This window comes from Actinotalea lenta (assembly GCF_030586465.1).
In the GTDB taxonomy this organism is placed as follows: Bacteria; Actinomycetota; Actinomycetes; order Actinomycetales; family Cellulomonadaceae; genus Actinotalea; species Actinotalea lenta.
On the sequence record NZ_JAUQYP010000001.1, the window covers coordinates 2597131 to 2622307 of the forward strand.

Annotated in this window: 24 protein-coding genes; 11 read left to right on the plus strand and 13 right to left on the minus strand. The window is 71.5% G+C overall.

Features of this window, described 5'->3' with window-relative positions; translation table 11 throughout:
• The first annotated feature begins 127 nt into the window (after positions 1 to 127).
• From gnd to larB, 3 genes are all read left to right on the plus strand, one after another.
• Positions 128 to 1582, plus strand: coding sequence for an NADP-dependent phosphogluconate dehydrogenase (gnd, locus tag Q6348_RS12425; protein ID WP_304601593.1), 1455 nt, complete (start codon positions 128 to 130; stop codon positions 1580 to 1582).
• Between the two features lie 98 nt (positions 1583 to 1680).
• A complete protein-coding gene (larE, locus tag Q6348_RS12430) occupies positions 1681 to 2547 on the plus strand; it encodes an ATP-dependent sacrificial sulfur transferase LarE (protein ID WP_304601594.1) in 867 nt (288 codons plus the stop codon).
• 7 nt (positions 2548 to 2554) lie between these two features.
• Positions 2555 to 3217 carry a nickel pincer cofactor biosynthesis protein LarB gene (larB, locus tag Q6348_RS12435; protein ID WP_304601984.1) on the plus strand — a complete coding sequence of 221 codons (663 nt, stop codon included), beginning with the start codon at positions 2555 to 2557 and terminating at the stop codon, positions 3215 to 3217.
• A gap of 23 nt (positions 3218 to 3240) precedes the next feature.
• Here the strand turns inward: larB and larC are convergent, their stop codons facing one another.
• The 7 genes from larC to Q6348_RS12470 form a co-directional block, all read right to left on the minus strand.
• Complete coding sequence (larC, locus tag Q6348_RS12440; RefSeq protein WP_304601595.1) at positions 3241 to 4476, minus strand: nickel pincer cofactor biosynthesis protein LarC; 1236 nt, start codon at positions 4474 to 4476, stop codon at positions 3241 to 3243.
• A gap of 22 nt (positions 4477 to 4498) precedes the next feature.
• A complete protein-coding gene (locus Q6348_RS12445; RefSeq protein WP_304601596.1) occupies positions 4499 to 5338 on the minus strand; it encodes an ATP-binding cassette domain-containing protein in 840 nt (279 codons plus the stop codon).
• Positions 5335 to 7167, minus strand: coding sequence for a dipeptide/oligopeptide/nickel ABC transporter permease/ATP-binding protein (locus Q6348_RS12450; protein ID WP_304601597.1), 1833 nt, complete (start codon positions 7165 to 7167; stop codon positions 5335 to 5337). Before Q6348_RS12450 ends, Q6348_RS12445 begins: the two co-directional genes overlap by 4 nt.
• Positions 7164 to 8105 carry an ABC transporter permease gene (locus Q6348_RS12455; RefSeq protein ID WP_304601598.1) on the minus strand — a complete coding sequence of 314 codons (942 nt, stop codon included), beginning with the start codon at positions 8103 to 8105 and terminating at the stop codon, positions 7164 to 7166. Before Q6348_RS12455 ends, Q6348_RS12450 begins: the two co-directional genes overlap by 4 nt.
• 68 nt (positions 8106 to 8173) lie before the next feature.
• Positions 8174 to 9733, minus strand: a complete 1560-nt coding sequence (locus Q6348_RS12460; protein ID WP_304601599.1) for an ABC transporter substrate-binding protein — start codon at positions 9731 to 9733, stop codon at positions 8174 to 8176.
• A gap of 335 nt (positions 9734 to 10068) precedes the next feature.
• Positions 10069 to 11793, minus strand: a complete 1725-nt coding sequence (locus tag Q6348_RS12465; RefSeq protein WP_304601600.1) for a glycoside hydrolase family 3 protein — start codon at positions 11791 to 11793, stop codon at positions 10069 to 10071.
• Positions 11794 to 11833: 40 nt separating this feature from the next.
• Positions 11834 to 12727, minus strand: coding sequence for an HAD family hydrolase (locus tag Q6348_RS12470; protein WP_304601601.1), 894 nt, complete (start codon positions 12725 to 12727; stop codon positions 11834 to 11836).
• Between the two features lie 220 nt (positions 12728 to 12947).
• On the opposite strand from Q6348_RS12470, the gene Q6348_RS12475 reads away from it, so the two are divergent.
• The gene (locus tag Q6348_RS12475; RefSeq protein WP_304601602.1) at positions 12948 to 14381 is read left to right on the plus strand and encodes a glycoside-pentoside-hexuronide (GPH):cation symporter; all 1434 of its coding nucleotides are present in this window, start codon (positions 12948 to 12950) and stop codon (positions 14379 to 14381) included.
• A gap of 116 nt (positions 14382 to 14497) precedes the next feature.
• Here the strand turns inward: Q6348_RS12475 and Q6348_RS12480 are convergent, their stop codons facing one another.
• The 4 genes from Q6348_RS12480 to Q6348_RS12495 form a co-directional block, all read right to left on the minus strand.
• The gene (locus tag Q6348_RS12480) at positions 14498 to 15148 is read right to left on the minus strand and encodes a trimeric intracellular cation channel family protein (protein ID WP_304601603.1); all 651 of its coding nucleotides are present in this window, start codon (positions 15146 to 15148) and stop codon (positions 14498 to 14500) included.
• A gap of 46 nt (positions 15149 to 15194) precedes the next feature.
• On the minus strand, positions 15195 to 16415 hold the full coding sequence (locus Q6348_RS12485; RefSeq protein ID WP_304601604.1) for an amidohydrolase: 1221 nt from the start codon (positions 16413 to 16415) through the stop codon (positions 15195 to 15197).
• A gap of 123 nt (positions 16416 to 16538) precedes the next feature.
• Positions 16539 to 16841, minus strand: a complete 303-nt coding sequence (locus tag Q6348_RS12490) for a DF family (seleno)protein (RefSeq protein WP_304601605.1) — start codon at positions 16839 to 16841, stop codon at positions 16539 to 16541.
• Between the two features lie 78 nt (positions 16842 to 16919).
• Positions 16920 to 17567 (minus strand): response regulator, encoded by a 648-nt coding sequence (locus Q6348_RS12495; RefSeq protein ID WP_304601606.1) that lies wholly within the window; start codon positions 17565 to 17567, stop codon positions 16920 to 16922.
• Positions 17568 to 17775: 208 nt separating this feature from the next.
• Here Q6348_RS12495 and Q6348_RS12500 point away from each other — a divergent pair, with 208 nt between their 5' ends.
• From Q6348_RS12500 to Q6348_RS12510, 3 genes are all read left to right on the plus strand, one after another.
• On the plus strand, positions 17776 to 19287 hold the full coding sequence (locus Q6348_RS12500; protein ID WP_304601607.1) for an ATP-binding protein: 1512 nt from the start codon (positions 17776 to 17778) through the stop codon (positions 19285 to 19287).
• A gap of 93 nt (positions 19288 to 19380) precedes the next feature.
• Complete coding sequence (locus tag Q6348_RS12505; protein WP_304601608.1) at positions 19381 to 19524, plus strand: hypothetical protein; 144 nt, start codon at positions 19381 to 19383, stop codon at positions 19522 to 19524.
• Positions 19525 to 19620: 96 nt separating this feature from the next.
• Complete coding sequence (locus Q6348_RS12510) at positions 19621 to 19932, plus strand: hypothetical protein (RefSeq protein WP_304601609.1); 312 nt, start codon at positions 19621 to 19623, stop codon at positions 19930 to 19932.
• A gap of 77 nt (positions 19933 to 20009) precedes the next feature.
• Here the strand turns inward: Q6348_RS12510 and Q6348_RS12515 are convergent, their stop codons facing one another.
• Complete coding sequence (locus Q6348_RS12515; protein WP_304601610.1) at positions 20010 to 20633, minus strand: DedA family protein; 624 nt, start codon at positions 20631 to 20633, stop codon at positions 20010 to 20012.
• A gap of 120 nt (positions 20634 to 20753) precedes the next feature.
• Positions 20754 to 21560, minus strand: a complete 807-nt coding sequence (locus Q6348_RS12520) for an SDR family oxidoreductase (RefSeq protein WP_304601611.1) — start codon at positions 21558 to 21560, stop codon at positions 20754 to 20756.
• A 225-nt stretch (positions 21561 to 21785) separates the two neighbouring features.
• Here Q6348_RS12520 and Q6348_RS12525 point away from each other — a divergent pair, with 225 nt between their 5' ends.
• From Q6348_RS12525 to Q6348_RS12540, 4 genes are all read left to right on the plus strand, one after another.
• On the plus strand, positions 21786 to 22406 hold the full coding sequence (locus Q6348_RS12525; protein ID WP_304601612.1) for a DedA family protein: 621 nt from the start codon (positions 21786 to 21788) through the stop codon (positions 22404 to 22406).
• A 128-nt stretch (positions 22407 to 22534) separates the two neighbouring features.
• Complete coding sequence (locus tag Q6348_RS12530; RefSeq protein ID WP_304601613.1) at positions 22535 to 23281, plus strand: hypothetical protein; 747 nt, start codon at positions 22535 to 22537, stop codon at positions 23279 to 23281.
• Positions 23278 to 23502 carry a hypothetical protein gene (locus tag Q6348_RS12535; RefSeq protein WP_304601614.1) on the plus strand — a complete coding sequence of 75 codons (225 nt, stop codon included), beginning with the start codon at positions 23278 to 23280 and terminating at the stop codon, positions 23500 to 23502. The genes Q6348_RS12530 and Q6348_RS12535 overlap by 4 nt, the downstream gene beginning before the upstream one ends.
• Before the next feature lie 95 nt (positions 23503 to 23597).
• Positions 23598 to 25169: a molybdopterin-dependent oxidoreductase gene (locus tag Q6348_RS12540; RefSeq protein ID WP_304601615.1), complete on the plus strand. Its 1572-nt coding sequence runs from the start codon at positions 23598 to 23600 to the stop codon at positions 25167 to 25169.
• Positions 25170 to 25177: the final 8 nt, after the last annotated feature.

Consider the following 25177-nt stretch of genomic DNA (forward strand, 5'->3'; position numbering starts at 1 on the left):
AGGGCCTGGCCGGTGGGGAACGATCCCGCGTTGCCGCGCAGCAACTCGTGGCAACGGGTTGCCACTCCCCCGGGCCACCTGGCTGACTCAGGGGACGACACCCCAGGTCGCCCCGGACGAAGGAACGATGATGACCACCTCCCCGACCCCCACCGCCACCGCCCAGGTCGGCGTGGTGGGCCTTGCCGTGATGGGTTCGAACCTCGCGCGCAACTTCGCGCGGCACGGCTACCGCGTCGCCGTCTACAACCGCACCGGCGCCAAGACGGACGAGCTCGTGCGCGCGCATGGCGACGAGGGCACCTTCGTGCCCTCCGCCGGGCTGGCGGGCTTCGTGGCGAGCCTGGAGCGGCCGCGCCGGGTCGTCATCATGGTCAAGGCCGGTGGGCCGACCGACGCGGTCATCGACGAGCTCGTGCCGTTGCTCGAGCCGGGCGACATCGTCGTCGACGGCGGGAACGCACACTTCCCCGACACCGTCCGCCGCGAGGCGGCGCTGGCCGAGAAGGGCCTGCACTTCGTCGGCGCGGGCATCTCCGGCGGCGAGGAGGGTGCGCTCAACGGCCCGTCGATCATGCCCGGCGGCCCGGCCGCCTCCTACGCCGCACTCGGTCCGATGCTGGAGGAGATCTCCGCACACGTGGACGGGGTGCCGTGCTGCACGCACGTGGGGCCGGACGGCGCGGGGCACTTCGTGAAGATGGTGCACAACGGCATCGAGTACGCCGACATGCAGCTCATCGCCGAGGCGTACGACCTGATGCGCCATGCCCTGGGTGCCACGCCGAGCGAGCTGGCCCAGGTCTTCGCGGACTGGAACGCCGGTGACCTGGACTCGTTCCTCATCGAGATCACCGCCGAGGTCCTCGCCCACACCGACGCCGAGACGGGCAAGGCGCTGGTCGACGTGATCGTGGACGAGGCCGGGCAGAAGGGCACCGGGCGGTGGACCGTGCAGGCCGCGCTGGACCTGGGCGTGCCGGTGACCGGGATCGCCGAGGCCACCTTCGCCCGTGCCGTGTCCTCCTCCGTCCCCCAGCGCCGGGCGGCGCGCGACCTGCCGGCGCACGTCGGCACCTGGGACGTCGCCGATCGCGACGGGTTCGTCGAGGACGTCCGCAAGGCGCTGTACGCCTCGAAGGTCGTGGCGTACTCCCAGGGCTTCGACCAGATCGCCGCGGCCTCGGCGGAGTACGGCTGGGACATCGACCGCGGCGCGATGGCCCGGATCTGGCGCGGCGGATGCATCATCCGCGCGACCTTCCTGGACCGGATCACCGAGGCCTACCAGCGCGACCCCGGCCTGCCGCTGCTGATCGCCGACCCCTACTTCGCCGACGCCGTCGGTGAGGGCGTGGCCGCGTGGCGGCGCATCGTGTCCCTGGCTGCGCTCAACGGGGTCCCCGCGCCGGCGTTCAGCTCGTCGCTGGCGTACTACGACGCGCTGCGCGCCGAGCGCCTGCCCGCGGCGCTCGTCCAGGCCCAGCGCGACTTCTTCGGAGCGCACACCTACCGGCGCGTCGACAAGGACGGCACGTACCACACGCTGTGGTCGGAGGACCGCCGCGAGGTCGTGGCCTGAGCCTGAGCCGCCCTGCACTCATCCGGCCCGGGCGCCGCCGCTGGCGCAGGGCGAGTGCGGTGGCGCACAGTGGACCGCGAGATCGAAGGGAGTCCGACATGGCCGTCGAGGTCCAGGTACCGGCACCGAGCACGGCACGAGAGCTGAGGCACCTCGAGGCGCGCATCGCGACGGAGCTCGGCGAGCCCGTGCGCCTCGGCGTCGCGTTCTCAGGTGGCGTCGACTCCGCGGTGCTCCTCGCGGTGGCTGCGCGGGCCCTGGGCCCGCAGCGCGTGCTCGCCGTCCTCGGCGTGTCCCCGAGTCTGGCCGCCGACGAGCGCGAGCTCGCCCACCGCGTCGCCGAACAGATCGGCGTCCCCCTCGTGGAGGTCCCCACGGCCGAGGGCGAGGTGGCCGCCTACCGCACCAACGGGCCGGACCGCTGCTTCCACTGCAAGAACGAGCTCTTCACCAAGATCTCCGACGAGGTCGCGCGGCGGCACGGGCTCGACGTGGTCGCGTACGGCGAGAACGCCGACGACGCGCGCCGCCCGGACCGCCCGGGTTCGGCAGCGGCCACCCGACACGGCGTGCTGCGGCCGCTGGCCGCGGCCGGCGCCACGAAGGCCCAGGTCAGGGCCCTGGCGCGGGCGTTCGGCTTGGAGGTCGCGGACAAGCCGGCAGCGCCGTGCCTGGCCTCGCGCATCCCGCACTTCGCCGAGGTCACGCCGGCCAAGCTCGGGCAGGTCGAGCGGGCCGAGGCGGCCATGAGACGGCTCGGGTTCGCCGACTGCAGGGTGCGCCACCACGGGGAGGTCGCGCGCGTCGAGCTGGCCGAGGTCGACCTGGTCGCGGCGGTGCAGCAGCCGCTGCGGGATGACGTCGTCCGCGCGGTGCGCGAGGCCGGGTTCAGGTTCGTCGCGCTCGACCTGGCCGGCATCCAGTCCGGCGCGTTCACCCTGCCGTTGGTGGCGGACCGTGGCTGACTGGCAGATGCCGCCCGAGCTGGCCCAGGTCGCTCAGCTGGACCACGACCGGACGGACCGCCGCGGGTACCCCGAGGCCGTCTACTGCCAGCACAAGTCGCCCGCACAGGTCGCCGCCATCGCGCGGGAGCTGGTCGAGCGGGGCAGCCCCACGCTGTTCACGCGTGCCGACGCCGCGCGTGCTGACGCCGTGCTGTCCGTCGCGCCGGAGGCGTTCCACGACGCGGAGGCCGGGCTGCTCGCGTGGCCACCGTCACCGCCCGACCCGTCCGGGGGCCTGGTCGTGGTCGCCGCCGCGGGAACCTCCGACCTGCCGGTGGCCCGCGAGGCACAGCTCACGGCGACCTACCTCGGCCGGCGAGCCGAGCTCGTGATGGACGTCGGCGTCGCGGGCCTGCACCGAGTGCTGGGGCGCCTGGACCTGCTGCGCGAGGCGAGCGTCGTCGTGGTCGTCGCCGGGATGGACGGCGCGCTGCCGAGCGTGGTCGCAGGTCTGGTCAGGGCGCCCGTGGTGGCCGTGCCGACGTCGGTCGGCTACGGCGCGGCCTTCGAAGGTCTCACGGCTCTGCTCACGATGCTCAACTCGTGCGCACCCGGGGTCTCGGTGGTCAACATCGACAACGGGTACGGCGCCGGGCATCTGGCCGCGCAGATCTCCGAGGGACGCTGAGCCGGGCGCGTCGGCCGGCGGCGTCACTCGAGCGCTCGGCCCACCCGGTAGCCGGCGGCATCTGCTGAGGCGATCGTCCGCGCGAGCACGCTGCGCTCGGGCTCCCCGAGGTCCCGCGCGGCGCGGGCGACGTCGTCGAACTCCGGGGTGACGCTCGCGATCGCGCCCGCCCGGGTGCCGATCTTGACCCGCACCGGGACGCCATCCACCTCCACCGTTCGCCAGGTGCGCTCGAGCGCCGCCCGGTCGAGCGTCGAGCGTCGCACGCCCAGGGTCGGGACGAGGGCGAAGGCCCGGGCCATGAGGTGATCGGCACGGTCCGGCGCCGCCAGGACGGCGAGGGTGTGGGCCGGGCGGCCCTTCTTCATCACGATCGGGGTCAGCCAGGCGTCGAGGGCGCCGTCGCTCATCAGGCCGGCGAGCACTCCGGGCCACAGCCTGGGGTCGAGGTCGTCGACGTTGGCCTCCAGGAGCACGACCCGCTCGGTCGGGGACGTCTGGGTGCCGACGACGACCCGCACGACATTGGGCCGCTCGGGCACGTCACGCGTGCCGGCGCCCACCCCCACCGCCGCGGGGACCAGGTCGGGCAGCGGCTCGCAGGCCTCGGCGAGCGCGACGACCAGGGCCATGCCGGTGGGCGTCGCGAGCTCTCCCTGGCCGCCTGCGCGGACCTGCCAGCCGCGCGCGAGCTCGAGCACCGCAGGGACCGGCACGGGCATCTCGCCGTGAGCGGCGCGGACGGTGCCCGAACCCAGGGCGACGGGCCCGGCCGTGATCGTGTGCACGCCGAGCGCCTCCAGGGCCACACAGACGCCGACCACGTCGGCGATCGAGTCCCAGGCGCCGACCTCGTGGAAGTGCACCTGCTCGACGTCGACGCCGTGCGCACGCGCTTCCGCCTCGGCGATCCTGGCGAACACGGCGGTCGCACGACGGGTGGCCGCGCCGGGGAGCCGGGCCTGCGAGAGCAGCCGCCGGATCTCGGTCCAGTGGCGGTGCGGCGGGTCGGGCACCAGCGAGGTCACGTCGACCTTCGTCGCTCGCATGCCGGCCCGCTCGACCTCGGTCTGCGTGAGTCGGACGGCGCCGGGGATCACCGCGTCCACGCCGGCTTGGATGGTCTCGAGGGATGCCCCGGCGTCGACGAGCGCGCCGAGCAGCATGTCCCCCGCCACTCCGGCGGCGGCGTCGATCCACAGCCGCCGGCCTGGCTGCTCGTCCCCGCGGCGTGCCGGCCGGGTCGCGTCGTCGTGCACGTCGGGAACGCTAGCCCAGGACTCAGGCCGCCTGCGCGGCCGCGTGCGCCCGTCGGGCCTCGCGCTTGGCCGCCTGCCGGTCCGGGTCGGGCACTGGCGAGGCGAGCAGGAGCCGCTGGGTGTAGGGGTGGTCGGGCTTCTCGGTGACGTGTCGCGCCTCACCCTGCTCGACGATCTCGCCCTGGTACATCACGGCCACGCGGTGGCTGACGTGGCGCACGACGTCCAGGTCGTGGGAGACGAACAGGTAGGACACCCCGGTGGTCTGCTGGATCTCGAGGAGCAGGTCGAGCACCCGTGCCTGAGTCGACAGGTCCAGGGCGCTGACGGGCTCGTCGCACACGATCAGCTTCGGCCGCAGGGCCAGTGCGCGCGCGATCGCGACGCGTTGGCGCTGCCCGCCGGAGAACTCGCGCGGCACACGGCTCATCGCGTCCTGGGGCAGGTGCACCCGGTCGAGCAGCTCTTTGACACGCGCGCGGGCCTCAGTTCCGGTGATGCCCTGGATGCCCAGCGGCTCGGCGAGGATGTCGCCCACGGTGAGCGAGGGGTTGAGCGAGGTGTAGGGGTCCTGGAAGACCACCTGCAGGTGCCGGCTGAGCGCCCTGCGGTCCTTGCGGGACGCGTGGCTGATGTCCTGACCGTCGAAGGTGATCGTGCCCTGCGTCACCGGCGCCAGGCCGAGGACGGCTCGACCGAGGGTGGTCTTGCCGGATCCGGACTCGCCGACGAGGCCGAGGGTCTGGCCGGCACCGATCTCGATCGAGACGCCGTGCAGGACACGGAAGGGCTTGGCGAACATTGCCTTGCCGGGGTACTCGACCACGAGGTCGTCGACGGTCAACAACGTATCGGTGGTCATCGGTCGCTCCCTGCGGTGGAGTCGGCGAGCAGGTGGGTCATCGGAGTCTTGCCCTCGAGCATCGAGGACAGCAGCATCCGCGTGTAGGGGTGCTGTGGCGCGTGCAGGATCTGCCGGACCGCGCCGGTCTCGACGAGGCTGCCGTCCTGCATCACGAGGACCCGGTCGCACATGTCGGCCACGACGCCGAAGTTGTGCGTGACGATGATGATGCCGATCTTCAGGCGCTGCTGGAGCTCACGCATCACGTCGAGCACCTCGGCTTGGACCGTGACGTCGAGCGCGGTGGTCGGCTCGTCCGCGATGATCAGGTCCGGCTCGCAGGAGATCGCGCCGGCGATCAGCACGCGCTGGGCCATGCCGCCGGAGACCTCGTGCGGGTAGGCGTGGTAGGTGCGGTTCGGGTCGGGGATGCCGACGCTGGCCAGGAGCTGGAGTGCGCGCTGCTTGGCCGCCTTCTTCGACAGGCCCATGACGGTGACCATCGGCCGGCTCAGCTGGGCACCGATCGTGAACGCCGGGTCCAGGTTGGACATGGGTTCCTGCGGGATGTACCCGATCCGCTTGCCGCGCAGCGGGGCCAGTCGCGACTGCGTGACGTGGTCCTCGCCCGGCGCCACGGTGTAGGCGCCGTCGAACTGGATCGCGCCGCGCGTGAGGATCGCGTTGTCGGGCAGGAGCCCGAGGATCGAGAACGCCGTCTGGGACTTGCCGGACCCCGACTCACCGACGATGCCGACGACCTCGTCCCGGTCGACGTGGAAGCTGACGCCGTCGACCACGACCTTGCGACCGCCCCTGGGCTGGGGGTAGGCGACCTGGAGGTCGGTGACCTTGAGCAGGTGGTGCTCGGTGCCGACCTCGACTGCGACCGGGCGCGCGCGGCGTCCTCCAGCGGGCTTGGCCCGCTTCTCCTTGGTCTTCTCGAGGTCCTCGAGCGAGTCGCGCAGAGCGTTGCCCAGCAGCACGAACCCGCCGATGACCAGGGTGATGGCGAGGGAGGACCAGAGCAGCGAGATCGGCTGGCGGTAGATGTTCTTGAAGCCGTCGCTGACCATCACGCCCCAGGTCGGCACCGTCGGGTCGCCCAGTCCGAGGAAGTCCAGCGAGGACGCCACGGTGATGGAGAGCCCGGCGACGATGGCGGTCTGGATGATGATCGGCGCACGCACGACGGACAGGACGTGGCGGGAGATGATCCGCCCGTCCGAGAGCCCGGAGACACGTGCGGCGTCGACGTACAGCTCGTTGCGCACGGACTGCACGGCTGTGCGCGTGAGCCGGTAGTACCCGGGACTGAGCAGCACGCCGAAGATCACCATCGAGATCCACACCGACGGGCCGACTGCCGCACGGACGGCGAGCAGGACGATGATCGCCGGCAGGGACATCAGCACGTTCGTCGACCAGTTGGCGACGCCGTCGAAGATCCCGCCGTAGTAGCCGGCGACCAGGCCGGAGGGCAGGCCGATCGCGATGGCGACGACTGCGGCGACGGCTGCGGCGGCGAGGGTCAGGCGGGAGCCGAAGACCAGGCGGGCCCAGATGTCGCGGCCGGCGCTGTCGGTGCCGAGCAGGTGGTCGCCGCCCGGGGGCAGGAGGACCGCGGTGAGGTCGGCGTGGTTCGGGTCCTGGGAGGTCAGCAGGGGTGCGAGCAGCGCCATGAGGACCACACCGGCGAGGATGACGAGCGCGATGAGTCCCGTCGGGCTCTTCAGGAGCCGGCGCAGCGGCGAGGACCGCAGGACGTGACCGGACTGGCCGGATGGCGCTGCTGCTGCGGGCGCGGTTCCGCCGTCGACTCGGGGCGAGCTGGTGGAGTCGGTCATGACACACGCACCTTCGGGTTGAGCCAGCCGTTGATGATGTCCACGATCAGGTTGACCACGATCACGACGACGACGGTGTAGATCACGACGCCCATCACGATGGGCAGGTCGCCCTTTGTTGTCGCGTCGACGGCGAGCCGGCCCATGCCGGGTATGGCGAAGATCGACTCGATGATCACCACGCCGCCGAGCAGACCGATGAACTGCAGGCTGAGGACCGTCAGACCGGCGGGCGCGGCCGAGCGGAGCACGTGCTTGAACAGGATCTCGCGTTCGGAGATGCCTCGGCTGCGCAGTGTGCGCACGTAGTCCTGATCGAGCTGGCGGATGAACGCACTGCGGATCTGTTGTGCGGCGCTGGCGAGCCCGTTGATCACGAGGGCGATGACCGGGAGGGTCAGTGACCCGACCCAGGTCTGGACGCCTGAGCCTGGCGAGATGTTGGAGACCGCGTTGAAGACCTGCCACGTGATCGCCAACAACCACACCAGCAGCACCCCGATGACGAAGCCGGGGATCGAGTTCCCGACGATCGCGAGCACCTGGACAGCGCTGTCGACCCACCCCCGCCGGACGGCGGCGAGCATACCGAGCAGTGTGGCGAAGACTGCGATGAGCAGGATCGACGCGATGACCATGGCCAGCGTGACCGGCAGACGGCTTCCGATCGCCGTGAACACCGGCTCGTTGGTGAAGAAGGACTTGCCGAAGTCGAGGTGCACAGCCCCCGAGAGCCAGTCACCGAGCCGGGTGAGGACCGGCTGGTCGAGGCCGAGCTCGGCGTTCTTGGCCGCCACCGCATCGGGTGTGGCCTGGTCGCCCAGGATGTTGCGCGCCACGTTGCCCGCGGACAGGTTCAGCAGGACGAACGTGAGGACGGCAACGACGATCAGGACAGCGACCCCGGAGGCGAGGCGCCTGAGGATCATGGTGAGCATGGTCGGCTCCGTTGCTGACGAGTGAAGGGATGGCCGGGGGCGGGGAGCCCCGCCCCCGGCCAGGCCGATCAGGAGACCGGGCTGTAGTTGTAGATCGACGGCACCGCCATCTGGACCTGCGCGACCACGGCGACCTTGGACGCGTCGTAGTAGTACAGCTGGCTGGGCCGGAACCACGGGGCGAACCAGGCGTTCTCGGTGACGTAACGGTTCAGCGCCTGGGCAGCCTCGGCGTCGTCCCCGTTGGTCCGTAGCGCTTGCGCGGCGGCCTGGATCTCGGGGCTCGTCGACTTGAACGGGTTGTACAGCGTGGTGTCGGACAGGAGCTGCTGGTAGGCGACCCAGGTGGGCCCCTGGAACAGGGAGAACCACGCCGCCGCGAAGTTGCCCTTGCCGAGCTCGCCCTGGTAGTCCGCAATCGGTACCTGGGTCTGCTTGACGGTGATGCCGACGTCGGCGAGCTGCTGGGCGACGAAGGTGAGGATCGTCTCGCCGCCGGGCGTGAACAGGGGCATCTCGATGGTCAAGCCATTGGCGTAGCCGGCGTCGGCGAGCAGCTGCTTGGCCTTCGCCGGGTCGTAGGTGTAGTACGTGTCGAGCTCAGGCACGTACGCCGAGGAGTCGGGCCCGAACACCTGGCTCGTGACCTCACCCTTGCCTCCGCCCAGCTGCGCGAGCAGGTTCTTGCGGTCGAAGGCGTAGTTGATCGCCTGGCGCACCCGCACGTCCTTGAGAGCGGGGTTGAGCGTGCCGTCGCGGTCGAACAGGAGCAGGCCCTGCCAGTCGGTGGCGTACTCCAGCAAGGTCTTGCCCGCCCCCTCGGCCTGCTGGAACGTGGTTCCGTCGAGGAGCGTTGCGTCGACCTCGCCTGTCACGAGGGCGTTGACGCGCGCCGTGACGTCGGGCAGGAGCTTGAGGTCGATCTCGTCCCACTTCTGCAGGTCCGGGTTCCAGTACCCGTCGCGCGCGACGAACACGTACTGCGAGCCGACCACGGACTTGTCGGCGACCATCGTGTACGGGCCGGTGCCGACCGGGAGGCGGTCCATCGCGTCGGTACCGAGGGAGTCGGGGCTGCCCATCAGCCCCAGGGCCTGGGACAGGTAGTACTCCATCGCCGGGTCGGGCTCGGAGAGGGTGATGTCGACGGTGTCGGCGTCCACCGCGGTGACCGAGTCGATGGCGGTCGCCATGCCGGCCTGGGGCCCGTTGTCAGTCTTGAAGTGCTCGATGTTGGCGACCACCGCGTCGGCGTTGAACGGGGCGCCGTCGGAGAACGTCACGTCGGTGCGCAGGTTGAGCTCGAGGACGGTCTTCGCGTCGTCGGTGTACGACCAGTCGGTGGCGAGCATCGGTGCGAGCGTCCCGTCGGGCTCGCGCAGGATGAGGCTGTCGTAGGCGAGCTGGAAGGGCTGCAGGCGGTGTCCGACGTGAGCCTGGGCGGGGTCCCAGCTCTGCGGCTCCTGAAGGATGCCCAGGGTGAGGGTCCCGCCGCGGTCGGAGCCGCCGCCGGCGGGCGCCGAGCTGGAGTCGCTCGGGGTCGTCCCGCCACCGGAGGCGCAGGCCGCCAGGGTCAGTGCGACGACCGACGCGAGGCCGGCCGCTGCGAAAGGCGTTCGTGACTTCATCGTCGTTCCTTTGCATCTCAGTCCCGAGGGACGCTGGTGGGCCTCCGAATGCCGCCGGTGAGCCCTCGTGATGGACGCCGAGTACCTCTGGCCCGGTGCCCGTCGTGGGTCCAGTACGACAGTCGGGCCGTCCCGACAGCAACCGGTTGCCACGTGTTGCACCGGTGGTCCCGGAGCGCTCGTGCACCGCCCGAGCGCGTCGCCCGCCTCTGACATCTGCGCAGGTCAGAGGGCGCCTGCGTGTGCGAGCACGCCGAAGCCCGGTGGGGCCCTCGTGAGAGCTCCCCACCGGTGCTCGGCGGATGGTTGGTGGCCTGCGGGCCGGACCTGTCGGGTCAGAGCCTCGCCTGCCACTTCTCGGTCCAGACGAGGTCGTTCGCCGTGCCCGTGAACTCCGACTCCCCCGTGAGCTTGTCGACGACCTGCCGGATCGTCTCGGGGTTGTCGTGGTAAGCGTTGATGTAGGTCTTGACCATGGTCGCGTCGTGCAGATGGGTGGTGTAGTTCAGCGAGACCATGACCGTCGGCACCTCGTGGACGTACCACGGGGCGTCGGTGCTCATCGGGGTCTTCCACCGGATCCGGTAGTTGTTCTCCGCGGCGTAGCCGACGATGTCGGCGACGACGAGCGCGGCATCTACCGAGTCGCGGTAGTCCAGGGTCTTGCCCTTGACTCGGCTCGTCCCGTCGTTGACGGTGACCTCGAACCCGCGGCCCTCCAGCTCGGCGACCAGGTTCCCCAGCACGCCCTCCCCTGCCGCGTAGATGGCCTCGGCGGCCTGGTCGAGGAAGTACAGCCGGATCCGCCGATGAGTCTCCGGGCGGATCGGCAGCTGGTGGAGGGTGTCCTTGACCAGGGTGATGGCGGCGTCGGCGGCCTCGGCGCGCCAGCGCAGGTGCTCCTCGCACCCGATCACGGCGAGGTCCTCGGCGGACTTCAGCAGCTCGCCGCGCTCGCGCTTTCCGACCAGGTCGAGCCGAGCCTTGAGGCCCAGGATCCGGCGTACCGCATCGTCGAGCCGCTCTGGGGTGATCACGCCGTGACGCACGCCGTCGAGCATGAACCCGAAGTCCTCGGCCATGTCGTTGAAGAACAGGAACATGTCACAACCGGCGGCGATCGCCTGGGGTACGTAGTCCTGCCGGCGCATCGCCGAGGACATGCCGAGCATGTGGGTGGCGTCGGTGACGACCACTCCGTTGAAGCCGAGGCGGTCCTTGAGCAGGTCCTGCAGCAGCTCGGGTGCCAGCGTGGCCGGCATGATGTCCTCGTCTCGCAGACTCGGGTCGAGCTGCTTGGAGTAGGCCGGTAGCGCGATGTGACCGGCCATGATCATGTCGATACCGGCGTCGATGTGGTGCTGGTAGACCCGGCCGAAGGACGTGTCCCACTCCTGGGGCGAGAGCTCGTTGACTCCCAGCACCAGGTGCTGGTCGCGCTCCTCGGTGCCGTCGCCGGGGAAGTGCTTGATGCACACGACCATGTCGGACTCCGCGCGCAGGCCGCGGACTTTGGCGGACGTGGAGCGGATCACGTCCTCGGCGGTCGTGCCGTGCGCACGGGTGTTGACGATCGTGTTGCGCCAGTTCTGCAGGATGTCGACGATCGGGGCGAAGTTGACGTTGACCCCGAGCGCGCCGGCTTCGCGGGCTGAGACCAGCCCGGTGTGGAACGGGACGCTGTCGTCCTTGGCGGCGTCGCACTGCGCGCCGGTCGCGATGTAGGTGCCGTCGGAGCAGGCTCCGTTGCCGCCGGACTCGCAGTTCGCCGCGATGAGCAACGGGATCTGGGAGTGCTGCTGGAGGTCGTTGAGCAGCCCTTGCACCTGGGTCGAGTCACCGCCGTGGTACCGGGCTCCGCCGATGTGGTAGCGGGAGAGGATCTCGGCGTTCGACAGGTCGTTGCCGCTGAAGGTGTCGCCTCCGAAGTGGAACAGGTTGAAGAACAGCTGGCCGACCTTCTCCTCGACGGAGAGTCCCGCGAGGGTGTCCTCCACCCAGGCGACCTGCGTCTGGGTGAGGCGGTAGGGGGTGGCGGTGAGATCGACGAGTCTGGGCATGACGGCTCCTTGGTGTCGGGGGCTGGGCGGGATGGACGGTTCAGAGCCAGGGCGGGCTCGACGGCAGCAGCGCTTCGAACTCGTGCACCAGGACCTCCTGGTAGCCGCCCGCGTAGGTGCCGGCCAGAAAGTGTCCGAGCGCTTCGCTGTGGAACCGCCGCCACGAGTCCTCCTCGTGGCCGGGGTTGATCGGGTAGAACAGCGCACCCGCGGCGACCGCGGCGTCGCGGTCGCCGGGCGCGTCGCCGATGAGCAGCACGTGGTCGGGGTCGTACCGGCCCGCGGTGGCGAGGCGGAGGTGGTCGACCTTGGTTCCCATCTCCTGTCCGGCGATCAGGTCCATGTAGTCGGCGAGTCCGTGCTCGCCCCACTCCCTCTGCAGTGCTTCCAGCGGCGTGGCGGACACGACGAGGAGGTCGGCGTCGCCGCTCATGGCCTGGAGGCTCTCGCGAACGCCGACGAACGGGGGCACGCCGGTGACCATGGCTGCGATCGCCGCGTCGACGGCGGTGGTCCACTCCAGTGCGGTGGTGAGCTCGGGGTCGGGGTGCGCGGCGGCATACGCACGCAGGCCAGCGGCGCTGAGCGGCGCGCCTGAGGCGATGAACTCGCGCAGCCGGTTCGATGCCGGCACCCGCACCCCCCGGGCCCGGATCTCGGGACGCGCGGCGAGCAGGTCGAACACGCGGACCAGCGCGATCCAGCGGTTCTGGCCGCGGGTCGTGGAGTAGAGGTTGACGAACTCCGCGGTCTCGCGGACCAGGGTGGACGCGGCCTGCAGCCCCCAGACCCGGATCGTCGCGGGGATGAAGCACTCCTTGTGCTTGATCTCCATCGCGTCGAAGGCGCAGCCGTCGGAGTCGATCCCTACGAAGAACCTGTGCCCGGGGCGGAAGGAGCTGAGGGCTGCGGCCGGCTCGAGCTGGGTGATCACGTGCGTCTCCATCGACTGGGCGGGCGCCGGGTGCGACCGCGCCGATGGCTGCAGTGATAGTGACGAGCGCCCGGCCCGCCCGAGGTGTTGCCTCCAGTTGCCTAGGACGCAGCCCCCGCTCAGCAACTCATGGCAACCGATTGCACCCCCGGGTGCGTGGGGGCCTGACTTGGCTCAGTGGCGCACCAGATGCGCACCAAGGCCCGACGAGGAGGTCACCATGGCTGTCATGACCGTTCCGTCCGCACCCGCGACGGCATCGACCGCTGTTCCCAGGCTCACGCTCCGCAACTACCTGGCGTACGCCGCCGGGGACGCCGCGAACAACCTGTCGTTCACCATGGCGGGGATGTTCCTGATCCTCTACTACACGAACGTGGTGGGGCTCGAGGGCGCGGTCATCGGCACGATGTTCCTCGCCGTGCGCTTCATCGACGCGATCACCGACGTCGTCACGGGCCGGATCGTGGACGCCAAGAGGCCGGGCCGCCTGGGCAAGTTCCGGCCGTTCGTGCTGTGGTTCTCGTTCCCGCTGCTGGTGGCGAGCATGGCGATCTACTCGGCCAAGGTCTTCTTCCCCGGTATCGCCGGCACCGCGGCGGTCGTGTACATGTACGCGACCTACATCCTCATGGGGTCGGTGTTCTACACCCTCGTCAACATCCCCTACGGCTCGATGGCCCCGACGGTCACCCAGGTCCCGACCGAGCGCGGCAAGCTGGCAGCGTTCCGCGGCTACGGCGCCGCGATCGCGGTCTTGGCCCTGGCGTTCATCATCTCCCCGCAGATCCGTGCCAACACGGGCAACCCTGCGGGCCTGCAGCAGTCGCTGTTCGTGACCACCGCGGCGTTCGTCGTGGTCGGCATGGGCCTGTACCTGTTCTTCGTCTTCAACCTCAAGGAGCGGGTCGCCCGCCCCGAGAACCCGGTCACGCTGCGCGACTCGGTGCGCACGCTCACCAAGAACAAGCCGCTCGGCTGGTTGTCCCTCGGCGCCGTGCTGTTCCTGACCGGCCTGACCGCACTGAGCACACTGGGCTCCTACGTGGCGATCTACGTCCAGCGTGACGCGCAGTTCATCGCCTGGAACATCCTTGCCCAGACCCTCGCCCTGTTCGTCGTCGGCCCGCTGGTCCCGACCATCGTGCGGACCATCGGCAAGCGGACCGGGTACGTCGGGCTCGGCGCGGTGATGGTCGTCGGCGCGGCGGTGCTGGCGTTCGCCCCGCTGTCCACGACCCCGCTGTACGGTCCCGTCGCCTTCTTCCTGATCGGCATCGGCGTGCAGGGCGTCAACACCCTGATGTGGGCCCTCGAGGCCGACACCGTCGAGTACGGCGAGTGGAAGACCGGGCAGCGCACCGAGGGCACCACGTACGCGGTCTTCTCCTTCACCCGCAAGATGGGCCAGGCGATCGGCGGCTTGGTCGGTGGCCTCGCACTCACGTGGGCAGGGTTCAGCGCCGCGTCCGCCTCGCAGGGCGAGGCCCAGGCGGATGGCGTCGCGCAGAACATCCAGCACCTGGCCGGCCTGCTCGTGGGTGGGTTCGCGCTCGCATCGATCGCCGTGATGCTGCTCTACCCGCTGACCGAGGCGAAGTTCTCGGAGATCACCGCCGAGATCGCAGAGCGCCGGGGGACGAAGGCTTCGTGAGCTGCCCCGCAACGCCCGGCTGCGCACCGCTGCGGGTGCCCAGCCGGGCGTCGCGCCGTCGGCGGGACGGGCCACGCCGACCACGCTGGGGGCTGTCGAGGATCGTGACTGGCCGTTCAGGCCTGACGGGACGTGGGCGGCTCTGGTGCCCGGGGCGGATGGCTGGGGGCCTGCAGTCGGTACCGCACGCCGGCCATGCGGATGCCGAAGCAGAGGATCGCGCCGAGGGCCGCTGCTGGGAACGGGGCCAGCCCCGCCGCCCCGCCCAGGACGGCGGTCGCTGCGCCGATGAGCGCGGGGATCGCGTACAGGTCACTGGTCAGGACCGATGGGACCTCACGGATCAGGACGTCGCGGATGGTTCCACCGCCGACCGCGGTGATCGCGCCCAGGAGGATGGCGGGCGCGGGATTCAGCCCGAGGCCGACCGCCTTCTGGGCGCCGGCGACGGCGAAGACCGACAGGCCGATGGCGTCGAACACGACGATGGTGCGTGCGAGCGCGCGTGGTGGCCGGGCGATGAACCAGGCGATCGCCGCCCCGCCAAGGGCAGTGGCCAGGTAGTACCAGTGCTTGAGGGCATCCGGTGGCGTGTCGCCGAGCAGGACGTCTCGGGTCATGCCACCGCCGACAGCGGTCACCACGCCGAGGGTGAGGACGCCGACGATGTCGAGGCGCACGCGCCGACTGGCGGTCAGCGCACCGTTGAGGGCGAAGGTCAGGGTGCCGAGGATGTCGAGCGTGAACAGGATCTGGTGCTCGCTCATGACCCTCCCGGTGTCGGCGTCGGCACGGCGGCGGCTGGGAGCGCGGTCACGCGGCCTCAGGCGCCAGATACGCCATCGCGGCAACGACGATGGCCTCGGTACCCGCGTCGAGCGTCGGCTGGATCAGTGGGGCGAACAGGGGCGAGTGGTTGGGCACGCCTGCCCCGGGAGGGAACCCGCCCACTCCCCAGTAGGTGTAGGGCGTCCCGAAGGCATCGGGGATGACGCTGAAGTCCTCGCTGGCCGGCACCCGTCCCAGATCGACCACCCTGCCCGCGCCGAGGTGCGCGCGGAACGCCGCAGTGACCGTGTCCGTGACGTCGGGGTCGTTGGAGGTCAGCGGGTACTGCTCGTAGTACTCGAAGGTCGGTGGTCGCGGGGAACCGCTCGCCTCGCACTCTGCACGGACGATGCGCTCGATCGCAGCCACGACCTGGTCGCGTACGCCGGTGTCGTAGGTGCGCAGGTTGACCAGAAGCGTGGCGTGGTCGGCGATGACGTTGCTCGTCGAGCCGGCACGGCTCGAGCCGACCGTCACGACCGCGAAGTCCGAGGGTGAGATCTCCCGGGCCACGATCGTCTGCAGGCGCAGCACGATCGAGGCCGCCAGCACCACGGGATCCACGCCGAGATGGGGCATCGAGCCGTGCGAGCCCTTGCCGAAGACGGTGATCCGGATGCTGTCCCCGGCCGACATCACCGGCCCGACCCTGGTGCCGAGCACCCCGGCCTCGTGACTGAGGACGTGCTGCCCGAACGCGACGTCGGGGCGGGGCACCCGGGTGGTGATCCCCGCATCGACCATCGCGCGGCCACCCGCGGCGATCTCCTCGCCCGGCTGGAACACGGCGATGAACGTCCCGGACCAGGCGTCCGGTCGCGAGGCCAGGAGCTCGACCGCGCCGAGCAGGCACGCGACGTGGAGGTCATGACCGCAAGCGTGCATGAGTCCCACCTCGGCTCCCGTGGCATCGACAGTCGTCTGGGTGGAGGCGTAGGGCAGCCCAGTCTCTTCCGTCACCGGCAGGCCATCCATGTCCGCGCGGTGGAGCACGACCGGACCATCACCGTTGGCGAGGACCGTGACAAGCCCCCCGCCCAGCTCCACCACCTCGCAGCCGAGCGCCAGCAACCGTTCCGTGACGACCGCGCGCGTGCGTTCCTCACGCATGCTCGGCTCCGGGTGGGAGTGCAGGTCGCGGTAGCAGGCCTCCCGCTCGGATCGAGTCCGAGCCATCGCCTCGAGCACCTGATCCAGCGGATTCATCGCGATCTCCGGTCTTCTCGTCCGGCACGGCCGCGTCGGTGGGCACGGCGGCCTCAGCGAGTGGTCTCCTGTCATGGTCACTGTAGGGGCCCACTGCCGGTGCGCTCCCGTCCGGTGCGCCGGTCATGACCTGGTGAGGGCCTCGACGAGCTGGGTGACGGTGGGCGAACCGGCGAGGCCCTGGGGCGTCGGGTAGAGCCGGCACGACAGTCCGGCGGCCCCGGCGGCGTGAGGGAACGGATCGAGGCCGTCGACGAGGATCGTCGGGGACCCGTGGAAGTCGGACGCCTCTGCCTGCTCCACGGTCTGGACCAGGACGTGCTCGACCTCGACCTCGGCCCCGACGCTCCGCAGCGCCACGTGGAGGAGCTCGTCGGCCTGCCGCCAGCTCGGGCAGGCGTCGATGTAGAGGAGCTGAACGCGCACGCGTCCATCATCCGACGCCACCCGACGCTCGTCGGTCGGCTCAGGAGCGCGGCGTGTCGCGACAGCGCAACCCGGCGGTCAGCTGTCCCGCAGCCCCGCGGCGAACACCGCGGCCTGCGTCCGGCGCTCGAACCCGAGCTTGCCCATGATCGTCGTGACGTAGTTCTTGACCGTGCTCTCCCGGAGCCCGATCTGCTCGCCGATCTGGCGGTTGGTCAGGCCGTCCGCCACCAGGGCGAGCACCCGCTGCTCCTGGGCGGTCAGGGACAGGAGCCGCGCCGCCATCGGCGAGGCGGACGGGCCGGCGCGGCCTGCGTGCGGCACAGGGCGGCCGGCGACCACTGCCCGCAGGGCGGCGATCAGCTCCCGGCTGGCGATCTGCTTGAGCAGGAACCCGGATGCCCCGGCCATCGAAGCCGCGACCTCGGCGTGCTCGTCGTCGAACGTGGTCAGCATCAGGACCCGGATCGACGGATCGGAAGCCCGCACCTCGCGGCACACCTGCACGCCCGAGCCGTCCGGCAGCCGCACGTCCAGCAGGGCGACGTCGGGGCGCACCGCGAGGATCCGGGCTGCCGCGCCCTGCGCGCGGGCGTGCTCGCCCACGACACGCACACCCGTGGCGTCGCCGAGCACATCGCGCAGGCCGCGCCGGAGGAGTTCGTGGTCGTCCACGAGGAAGACCGTGATGCCCGCGCCACGCGGGAACTGCGTTGAACTGATCATGGCCCGCTCCTGGCACCGGCCCCCATGCCGGCGCATCAGGCGGGGTCGGGCGTGCAGCCTCGGCCCCGCCCTTCCCGGCCAGGCTAGCCCGACATTCGCCTCACCGGGTAGGTCCGACGGCCCTGCCATGAGCGGGCTCGACGGGCAACGATCGAGGAGGAGCGACAGGTGACCCGCCGCTCAGGTCGTGGCTCGACGAGGAGCTCCGATGACCGATCCGGCCGATCCCGCCGCCCGGCGCACGCCGGCACCCGGGCGCACAGACGTGCCGTACCGCTCGGCGTTCGAGCGTGCGCCGATCGGGATCGCCGTGGTCACCGTGGACCGTGCCGGCGCCGACCGCGTCGTGCATGCCAACGCCGCGCTGTCCGAGCTGCTCGGCCTGCCGGGCACCGAGCTGAGGGGCACACAGCTGAGCCGCTCCCTGGCCGACCTCGCACCGGCGCCTGGTGCGCCCCGTCCGCTGGGCCCACCCACCGACCGGCCATTGCCCCCGGGGCCAGTCGTCACCCGCCTGATCTCGGGTTCCGGGGCCGCGCAGTGGGTCCAGCTCCGGACGGTGGTGCTCGAGGACGCACCGTCGCCCCTCATGCTCGTGTACCTGGACCTGGCCACCGAGCACCGCGAGCTCGTGCTCCAGGCCCGCCGCGACGCGGTACTGCGCCTGCTCGCCGCAGTCACCACGGAGGCCCTCGAGGGGCGACCCGTGGCCGACATCCTGCAGCACTTCGTCGAACAGGTCGCACGTGCCTTCCACTCGCAGGACGTCATCCTGGGCTTCCCGGACGAGGACGGGCTCTACCACCCGCGCGCGGCCACCGGACCGGTGGGCCGTGCGGTGCTGACCGGCCAGGTCCCGATCGACCAAGAGGCGGCGCGCAGGCTCGCGTCGATGACCGCCGGCGGCCTCGCCTCGCCGGGCGGGGAGCGCCACAGCGACGAGGGCCTGACAGGGCCCCGTGCCACGACCGTGCTTCCGCTCCGCGGGCTCGGCACCGGCCTGCTGACGGCCGCCCGGCTGCCGGGTGAACCCGACTACGACGAGGACGAGGTCTCCCTGCTGAGCACGGCTGGGCGGCAGGTCGCCCTGACGATCGAGCTTGCCGCCGCCCGCACGGACCGGGATCAGCTGGCCGTCCTTCGCGACCGCGAGCGCATCGCACGCGACCTGCACGACACCGTGGTCCAGGACCTCCTCGCGCTCGGTATGCAGCTCTCGCGGCTCCTGGCGGACACGGGGCTCGGCTCGGACACCGCCGACGTGCTCGGCAGCCTCGATCGCGCCGTGCAGCAGCTGCGCACCCTCGTCCCGGTGAGCGCCCCGGCCGCAGCGGCGAACCTGCGCGACGCACTGCTGGACGTCGTCGCCTCGGCGGCGACGTCACTGGGCCACCCCCCCGACGTCTCGGTGCGCGGCTCCTTCGACCTGGTCCCCCCGAGCCTCGACCATCACGTGCTCGCCGTGCTGCGCGAGGCGCTGTCCAACGTCGCCCGGCACGCGCACGCCACACGGACACGGGTCAGCGTGACCGTCGACGCCGAACGAATCCGGCTCACGGTCGAGGACGACGGCTGTGGTCTTCGCCCGTCGACCGGCTACGGACAGGGCCTGGCGAACATCCGTGCACGCGCGGTCGAGGTCGGTGGCCACGTCCGGTGGTCGCGAGGACCGCTCGGCGGCACCCTCGTCACCTGGTCCTGCCCGCTGAACCGCACATGACCGTGCAGCGCGACCGAGGGTGACGTTCCGCCCTGGGCGCCTGATGGCCACGGGCCGAGTCTGGGGCCATCCCACGCGGTGAGGGGACCGGCGATGGCGATCATGAACGATGAGACCCGGTGGCGGACGGCAGTCCCCGTGATGGTGTCGCTCCTGATGCTCGCAGGGCTCGGACTGGTCGTGGTGCGGCTGGTGCGCGCGGCCGTCGACCTCATGCCGGTGCTGCTCGCGTCGTGACGTCCGGCACGCCGCAGGCCACGTGACCTTCGTCGGTGGGCCCGAGCCGGAAGTCGGCCGAGGCTGCGAGTGTCCGGCCGTCGAGAGGAGCTCGCGATGACGTCCGTGCCGGCCGCAGTCCGCACCGAAGGCCCCACCCGGATCCACCTCATCGCACGGCTCGACGGGACCGACGCGCACGTCACGCTGGCCGGCACGCTGGACCGCCGTGCGACCGAGCAGTGTCGTCGCCTGGTGGAGGACCTGCTGCGCCGCCGGGTGACCCGGATCTTCCTCGACCTGCGGATGGCCGGCATCACCCGCGAGTCCACGGCGTTGCTCACCCTGATGCGCCGGCAGTCCCGGCGCCGGGGCGCCGAGGTCTACGTGTCCGCTACACCGGCGAGGCTGCGCGCCCCCGGAGCGTGATCCAGGAATTCGTGCTCGACGAGCGAGCACGAATTTCTTGATCACCCTGGTGGGGGGCGTGCCGGCAGCCCGTGGGATCAGCTCGGGTGGCGGGCGCGGCGCCACTCGACCGCCACGGGGATCAGGGAGAGCACCACGACGAGCGCGATGATCGGCAGCAGGTATGTGTCGATGGACGGGATCTGACCGCCCAGGACGTAGCCGGCCACGGTGACGCCGGCCGTCCAGGCCAGCCCTCCGACCATCTGCCAGGCCGTGAAGACCGAGGTCCGGACCCCCACCACCCCGGCGAGCGGGTTCAGCACGGTCCTGACCAGCGGGATGAAGCGAGCCAGGACGATGGCGCGAGCCTTCCCGTACCGGTCCAAGGCCCGGTGCGCGCGGCGCACGGCGTCCTGGAGCCGGGGCCGGTCGGGCCGGTCCAGCATCCTCGGTCCCCCGACGCGCCCGAGGAGGTACCCCGTCTGCGCACCCGCCAGCGCTCCGAGCGCGGCTGCCACGAGGACCCCGGCCAGGGGCAGGTGCGCGGCGGCGCTCGCGGGTGTCGCCGCGAGGATCCCCGCCGTGAAGAGCAGAGAGTCACCCGGCAGGAAGAACCCCACGAGCAGGCCCGTCTCGGCGAAGAGCACGACCGCGATGCCGATCAGGCCGAAGGCGGTCAGCAGGCTCGACGGGTCCAGCACGTTCAGCGCGGTGTGCACCGGGGCATCTCCTCCAGGCTCGGTCGTCCGCGTGGACCGCGGCGTACGACCAGTCTGGACACGTGAACCTGGGAAGAACCTGGACGCGATGCTCCCCGCGTCGCCGATCGGGCGCGACACTCATACCGGCTGGCCGACCGCGAGCTGGGCCCGGTGCCGGGGCACCCGGCCGTCGTCCCGCACGACCCGGAGGTCGGCCAGCCACCGGTCGAACGTCGTGGGACAGATCCGCGCGTCGTCGCTGGGCAGCATCGCGTCCCCGGCCAGCTCCGCGCCGAAGACCCCGCGCCATGTCGGCGCCAGCTCGAGCGGACGGCCGAGGACCCCCAGGGTCCGGCGGGCCATGTCGACCAGGTCCTCCGTGCGCGGCCCGGCGACCTCTCGCACGGCTCGCAGCGGGCGCCCGACCGCGACCTCGACCAGCACGTCGACGAGATCCGCCGGCGCGATCGGCTGCAGCAGCAGCGGCGGGACCTCAGCGATCCCCCCACGTGCCAGCCGGGTGGCGAGCATCGCAGGGAAGTCGTGCAGCTGTGCCGACCGCAGCACGGTCGACGGAACGTCCTTGGCGCTCACCAGGCGCTCCTGGATGCGCTTGCCCGCGTAATGGGGCACGTGCCGCCCGTGGTCCAGTCCCAGTGCGGAGAGCACGACGTGGTGGCGCACCCCGACTCGGCGCTCGGCCGCGAGCAGGGTCCGGGTCGCCGCCGCGAAGAACTCGACAGCCTCGTCCTCCTGCCGGGACGGCGCGTTGATCACGTCGATCACGGCGTCGACCCCATTCAGCGCCGCGTCGAGGCCCTCGCCGGTGAGCACGTCGGCCCCGAGGGCCCTGCTGATCCGCACAGGCTCGTGGCCGGCCCGCTCCACCGCCGGGCACAGCTGGCGCCCGATCCTGCCCGTCGCCCCGACGACCGCTATACGCATGGCGTGCTCCGGTCCACAGACGCTTCGCCCGGAAGCGGACGCCCCCGGCCGACCTCACCACCAGACTACGAGCCTGCCACTGCCGTTGCCCGGGGGTCGGAGCACCGGAAAGACACCGGGGCACGGACCGGGAGACGCCGTGCAGGTGCCGTCCAGGACCTGTCCAGGTTCGTGGCGCACGCTGGACCTCGGCCGCATGTCCCCTCGGGGCAAGGGAGGACGGACATGGCTGGACTTGCCGCGCGGGTCGCGGCAGTGCTCTCCGCGCTGCACGGCTGGCCCGTGTACCTGGTGATCGGGGTGCTCGCGTTCGGCGAGTCGGCCGTCTTCGTGGGCCTCGTACTGCCCGGGGAGACGAGCCTGGTGCTGGGCGGTGTGCTCGCGGCCCGCGGCAACCTGCACCTCGCCGTCCTGATGGCGGTCGGGGTCGTCGCGGCCGTTGCGGGCGACCAGGTCGGCTACGCCGTCGGGCGCTCGATGGGCCCCGGGCTGCGCCGCAGCCGGTGGGGTCGATGGATCGGGGACCGCCGGTGGGACCGTGCCGAGGCGGCACTGGACCGGCATGGACCGGCCACCGTGCTGCTGGGGCGGTTCGCAGCGGTGCTCCGCGCCCTCGTCCCGGCCCTCGCCGGGGCGGGGCGGATGCCCTACCGCCGCTTCCTGCCCGCCAACGCGGCGGGCGGGACCGCCTGGGTCCTCGCGGCCACCGGCGTGGGCTACGTCGCCGGGGCCTCCTGGCGGAGCGCGGAGACCCTGCTGGGCACGTGGGGCGCGGTGGTCGCCGCGGTGGCGCTGGGCGCCGCTGCGATCGCCGCCGTCCGGCGCCGGCACCGACGCAAGAACTGAGCGCACGCACCGCGCTCACCTCTGTCAGCGCTTGCACAGGTGGACGAACCGTGATGCCGTCGAAAAGGACGGACCCCGGGGTCGACCGGGCCTGTGGGGGCACATCCTCTCGAAAGAGGAGGTCGCACATGAATTGGGTCGTGACATCAAGCACCTTCCTGGCGGCCGCGATCGAGGTCATCGAGATGGTCGCGATCGTGGTCGCCGTCGGGGTGTCCCGATCGTGGAAGTGGTCGCTGTTCGGCGCTGCAGGCGGCGTGGTGGTGCTCGCGGCCCTGGTCGCCATCCTGGGCACCGCGCTGCAGCACGTGGCGTTGGACCCGCTGCGGCTGATCGTCGGCGCACTGCTGCTGGTCTTCGGGCTGCAGTGGTTGCGCAAGGGCGCCAGTCAGGTCGCACGGATGGGGTGGTCGTCCGGCATCGGCGACCAATCGGTCGACGACTCGCCGGCCGGCGAAGGCGTCGACTGGACGTCCGTGGTGCTGTCCTTCAAGGGCGTCTCTCTCGAGGGCCTGGAGGTTTCGGTCATCGTCGTGGCGTTCGGGAGCGCGGGGGGCAACCTCGGCTCGGCCATCATCGGTGCCGCCGCGGCCCTCGTCGTGGTCGGCGCGCTGGGCGGCGCGACGTACAAGGCCGTGGCCCGCATCCCGCGCCGCGCACTTCAGCTCTTCGTCGGCGCGCTGCTGTCCACGTTCGGGACGTTCTGGGCCAACGAGGGACTGGGCGTGTCCTGGCCCGGTGAGGACTGGTCCCTGCTCGGGGTGCTGGCCGTCTACGTCCTGTTCGCCCTGTCGCTGACGAAGATCGTCCGCGGGTGGCAGGCCCATCCTGAGCAGTCCGACGACCGCGAGCTGGCCACGGAGGGGGCACGATGAACGCGATCTGGCGCGGAATCAAGGCGTTCGGCTCGTTCTGGGCCGACTTCATCTTCGGCGACGACTGGACCGTGGCGCTGGCCGTCGGCCTGGCGCTGCTGGCCACGTGGGGCCTGCTGGTCCTCGGCGTGCCGGCGTGGTGGTTGCTTCCGGTCGTGGTGATCGGCATCACCTTGCTGAGCCTCTACCGGAGCCAGCACGACGCACCTCCCCCGGGCTGACCCATCCGCCCCGCCCCGGGCTGCGAACCGGGGTGGGTGGTGCGGTCGACAGCACCGAGCCGCCCCGGCAGGCTCAGCGGTGACGGAGGGCGCACATGACGGACCGACAGCCGGATCGGACGCGGCGGCGGGTGACCGCGGCCGCGTCCGGCGTGCTCGCGGCGGGGGCGATGTTCGGGGTCGCGCACCTCGGGGCAGCGCTGCTCGACCCGCCGGCCAGCCCGTTCTCGTCGCTGGGCGACGCCTTCATCGACCTCACGCCGGAGTGGCTCAAGGAGCTCGCGATCTCCTGGTTCGGGACCAACGACAAGCGCGCCCTGCTCGTCGGGATGGTCATGGTGATCGTGATCGCCGCTGCAGGTCTGGGCATCCTGGCGCTGCGTCGGCTGCGCGTCGCCCAGGGACTCGTGCTGGCACTCGGCCTGGTCACCGGTGCCGCGGCGACGTCTCGGCCCCAGACCGGGTCGCTCGCGCTGCTGCCCAGCCTGATCGGCGCAGCGCTCGGCGCCCTGGCGCTCGGGTGGCTCGTGGTGCGGATCCCGGCCGGAGCCGGCTCCGACCCGCAGCCCGGCCCCGCTCCCCAGGCGCCGCCGAGGGAGCAGAGCCGCCGGTCCTTCCTGGGCGCTGCCGCGGCGACCGGCGTCGTGGCCGTGCTCGGGGCGGTGGTCGGCACGCTGGCGGCCGGCGCGCGCAGCACGGCTGCTGCTGTGCGCACACTCGTTCTCCCGAAGGCCGGTACGCCCGCCCCTCCGGTCCCCGCCGACGCCCAGTCACCCGTTCCGGGTGTGGTCGACGTCGTCACACCCAACCGGACCTTCTACCGGATCGACACCGCCTTCGCGGTGCCCCAGGTCTCCCCGGACGCGTGGCAGCTGCGCGTGCACGGGATGGTCGACCGCGAGGTCACCCTGACCTTCGACGACCTGCTGTCCGCCGACCTCGTCGAGGCCTACGTGACGTTGACCTGCGTGTCGAACCCGATCGGCGGCGACCTGGCCGGCAACGCGAGATGGCTGGGTCTGCCGGTGCGTCAGGTACTCGCCCAGGCGGGACCGCGCGGGGACGCCGACATGGTGCTGTCGCGCAGCGCGGACGGTTTCACCGCCTCGACACCGCTCGAGGCGCTCACCGACGACCGCGCCGCTCTGCTCGCGATCGGCATGAACGGGTCCCCCCTCCCCGCCGAGCACGGGTTCCCGGTGCGCATGGTCGTGCCCGGCCTGTACGGCTACGTCTCGGCCACCAAATGGCTCGTCGACCTCGAGGTCACGCGGTTCGCGGACGCCCAGGCGTACTGGACCGTGCGCGGGTGGGCACCACGCGGACCGGTCAAGACGGCATCCCGGATCGAGGTGCCGCGCCAGGGGGCGTCCGTGCCCGCGGGCACGGTCGCCGTCGGCGGTACTGCGTGGGCCCAGCACACCGGGATCGCGAAGGTCGAGGTGCAGGTGGACGACGGCCCCTGGCACGAAGCCGTGCTGGCCGGCGAGATCTCGATCGACACGTGGCGACAGTGGTCCTGGCGGTGGGAGGGTGCGACGTCCGGTCAGCACACCCTCCGGGTCCGGGCCACGGACGCCGACGGCGTCACCCAGCCCGGCACGCCCAGTGCACCGTTCCCGTCCGGCGCGACCGGCTGGGACGAGGTGACCGTGCGCGTCGGGTGACAGCTCCC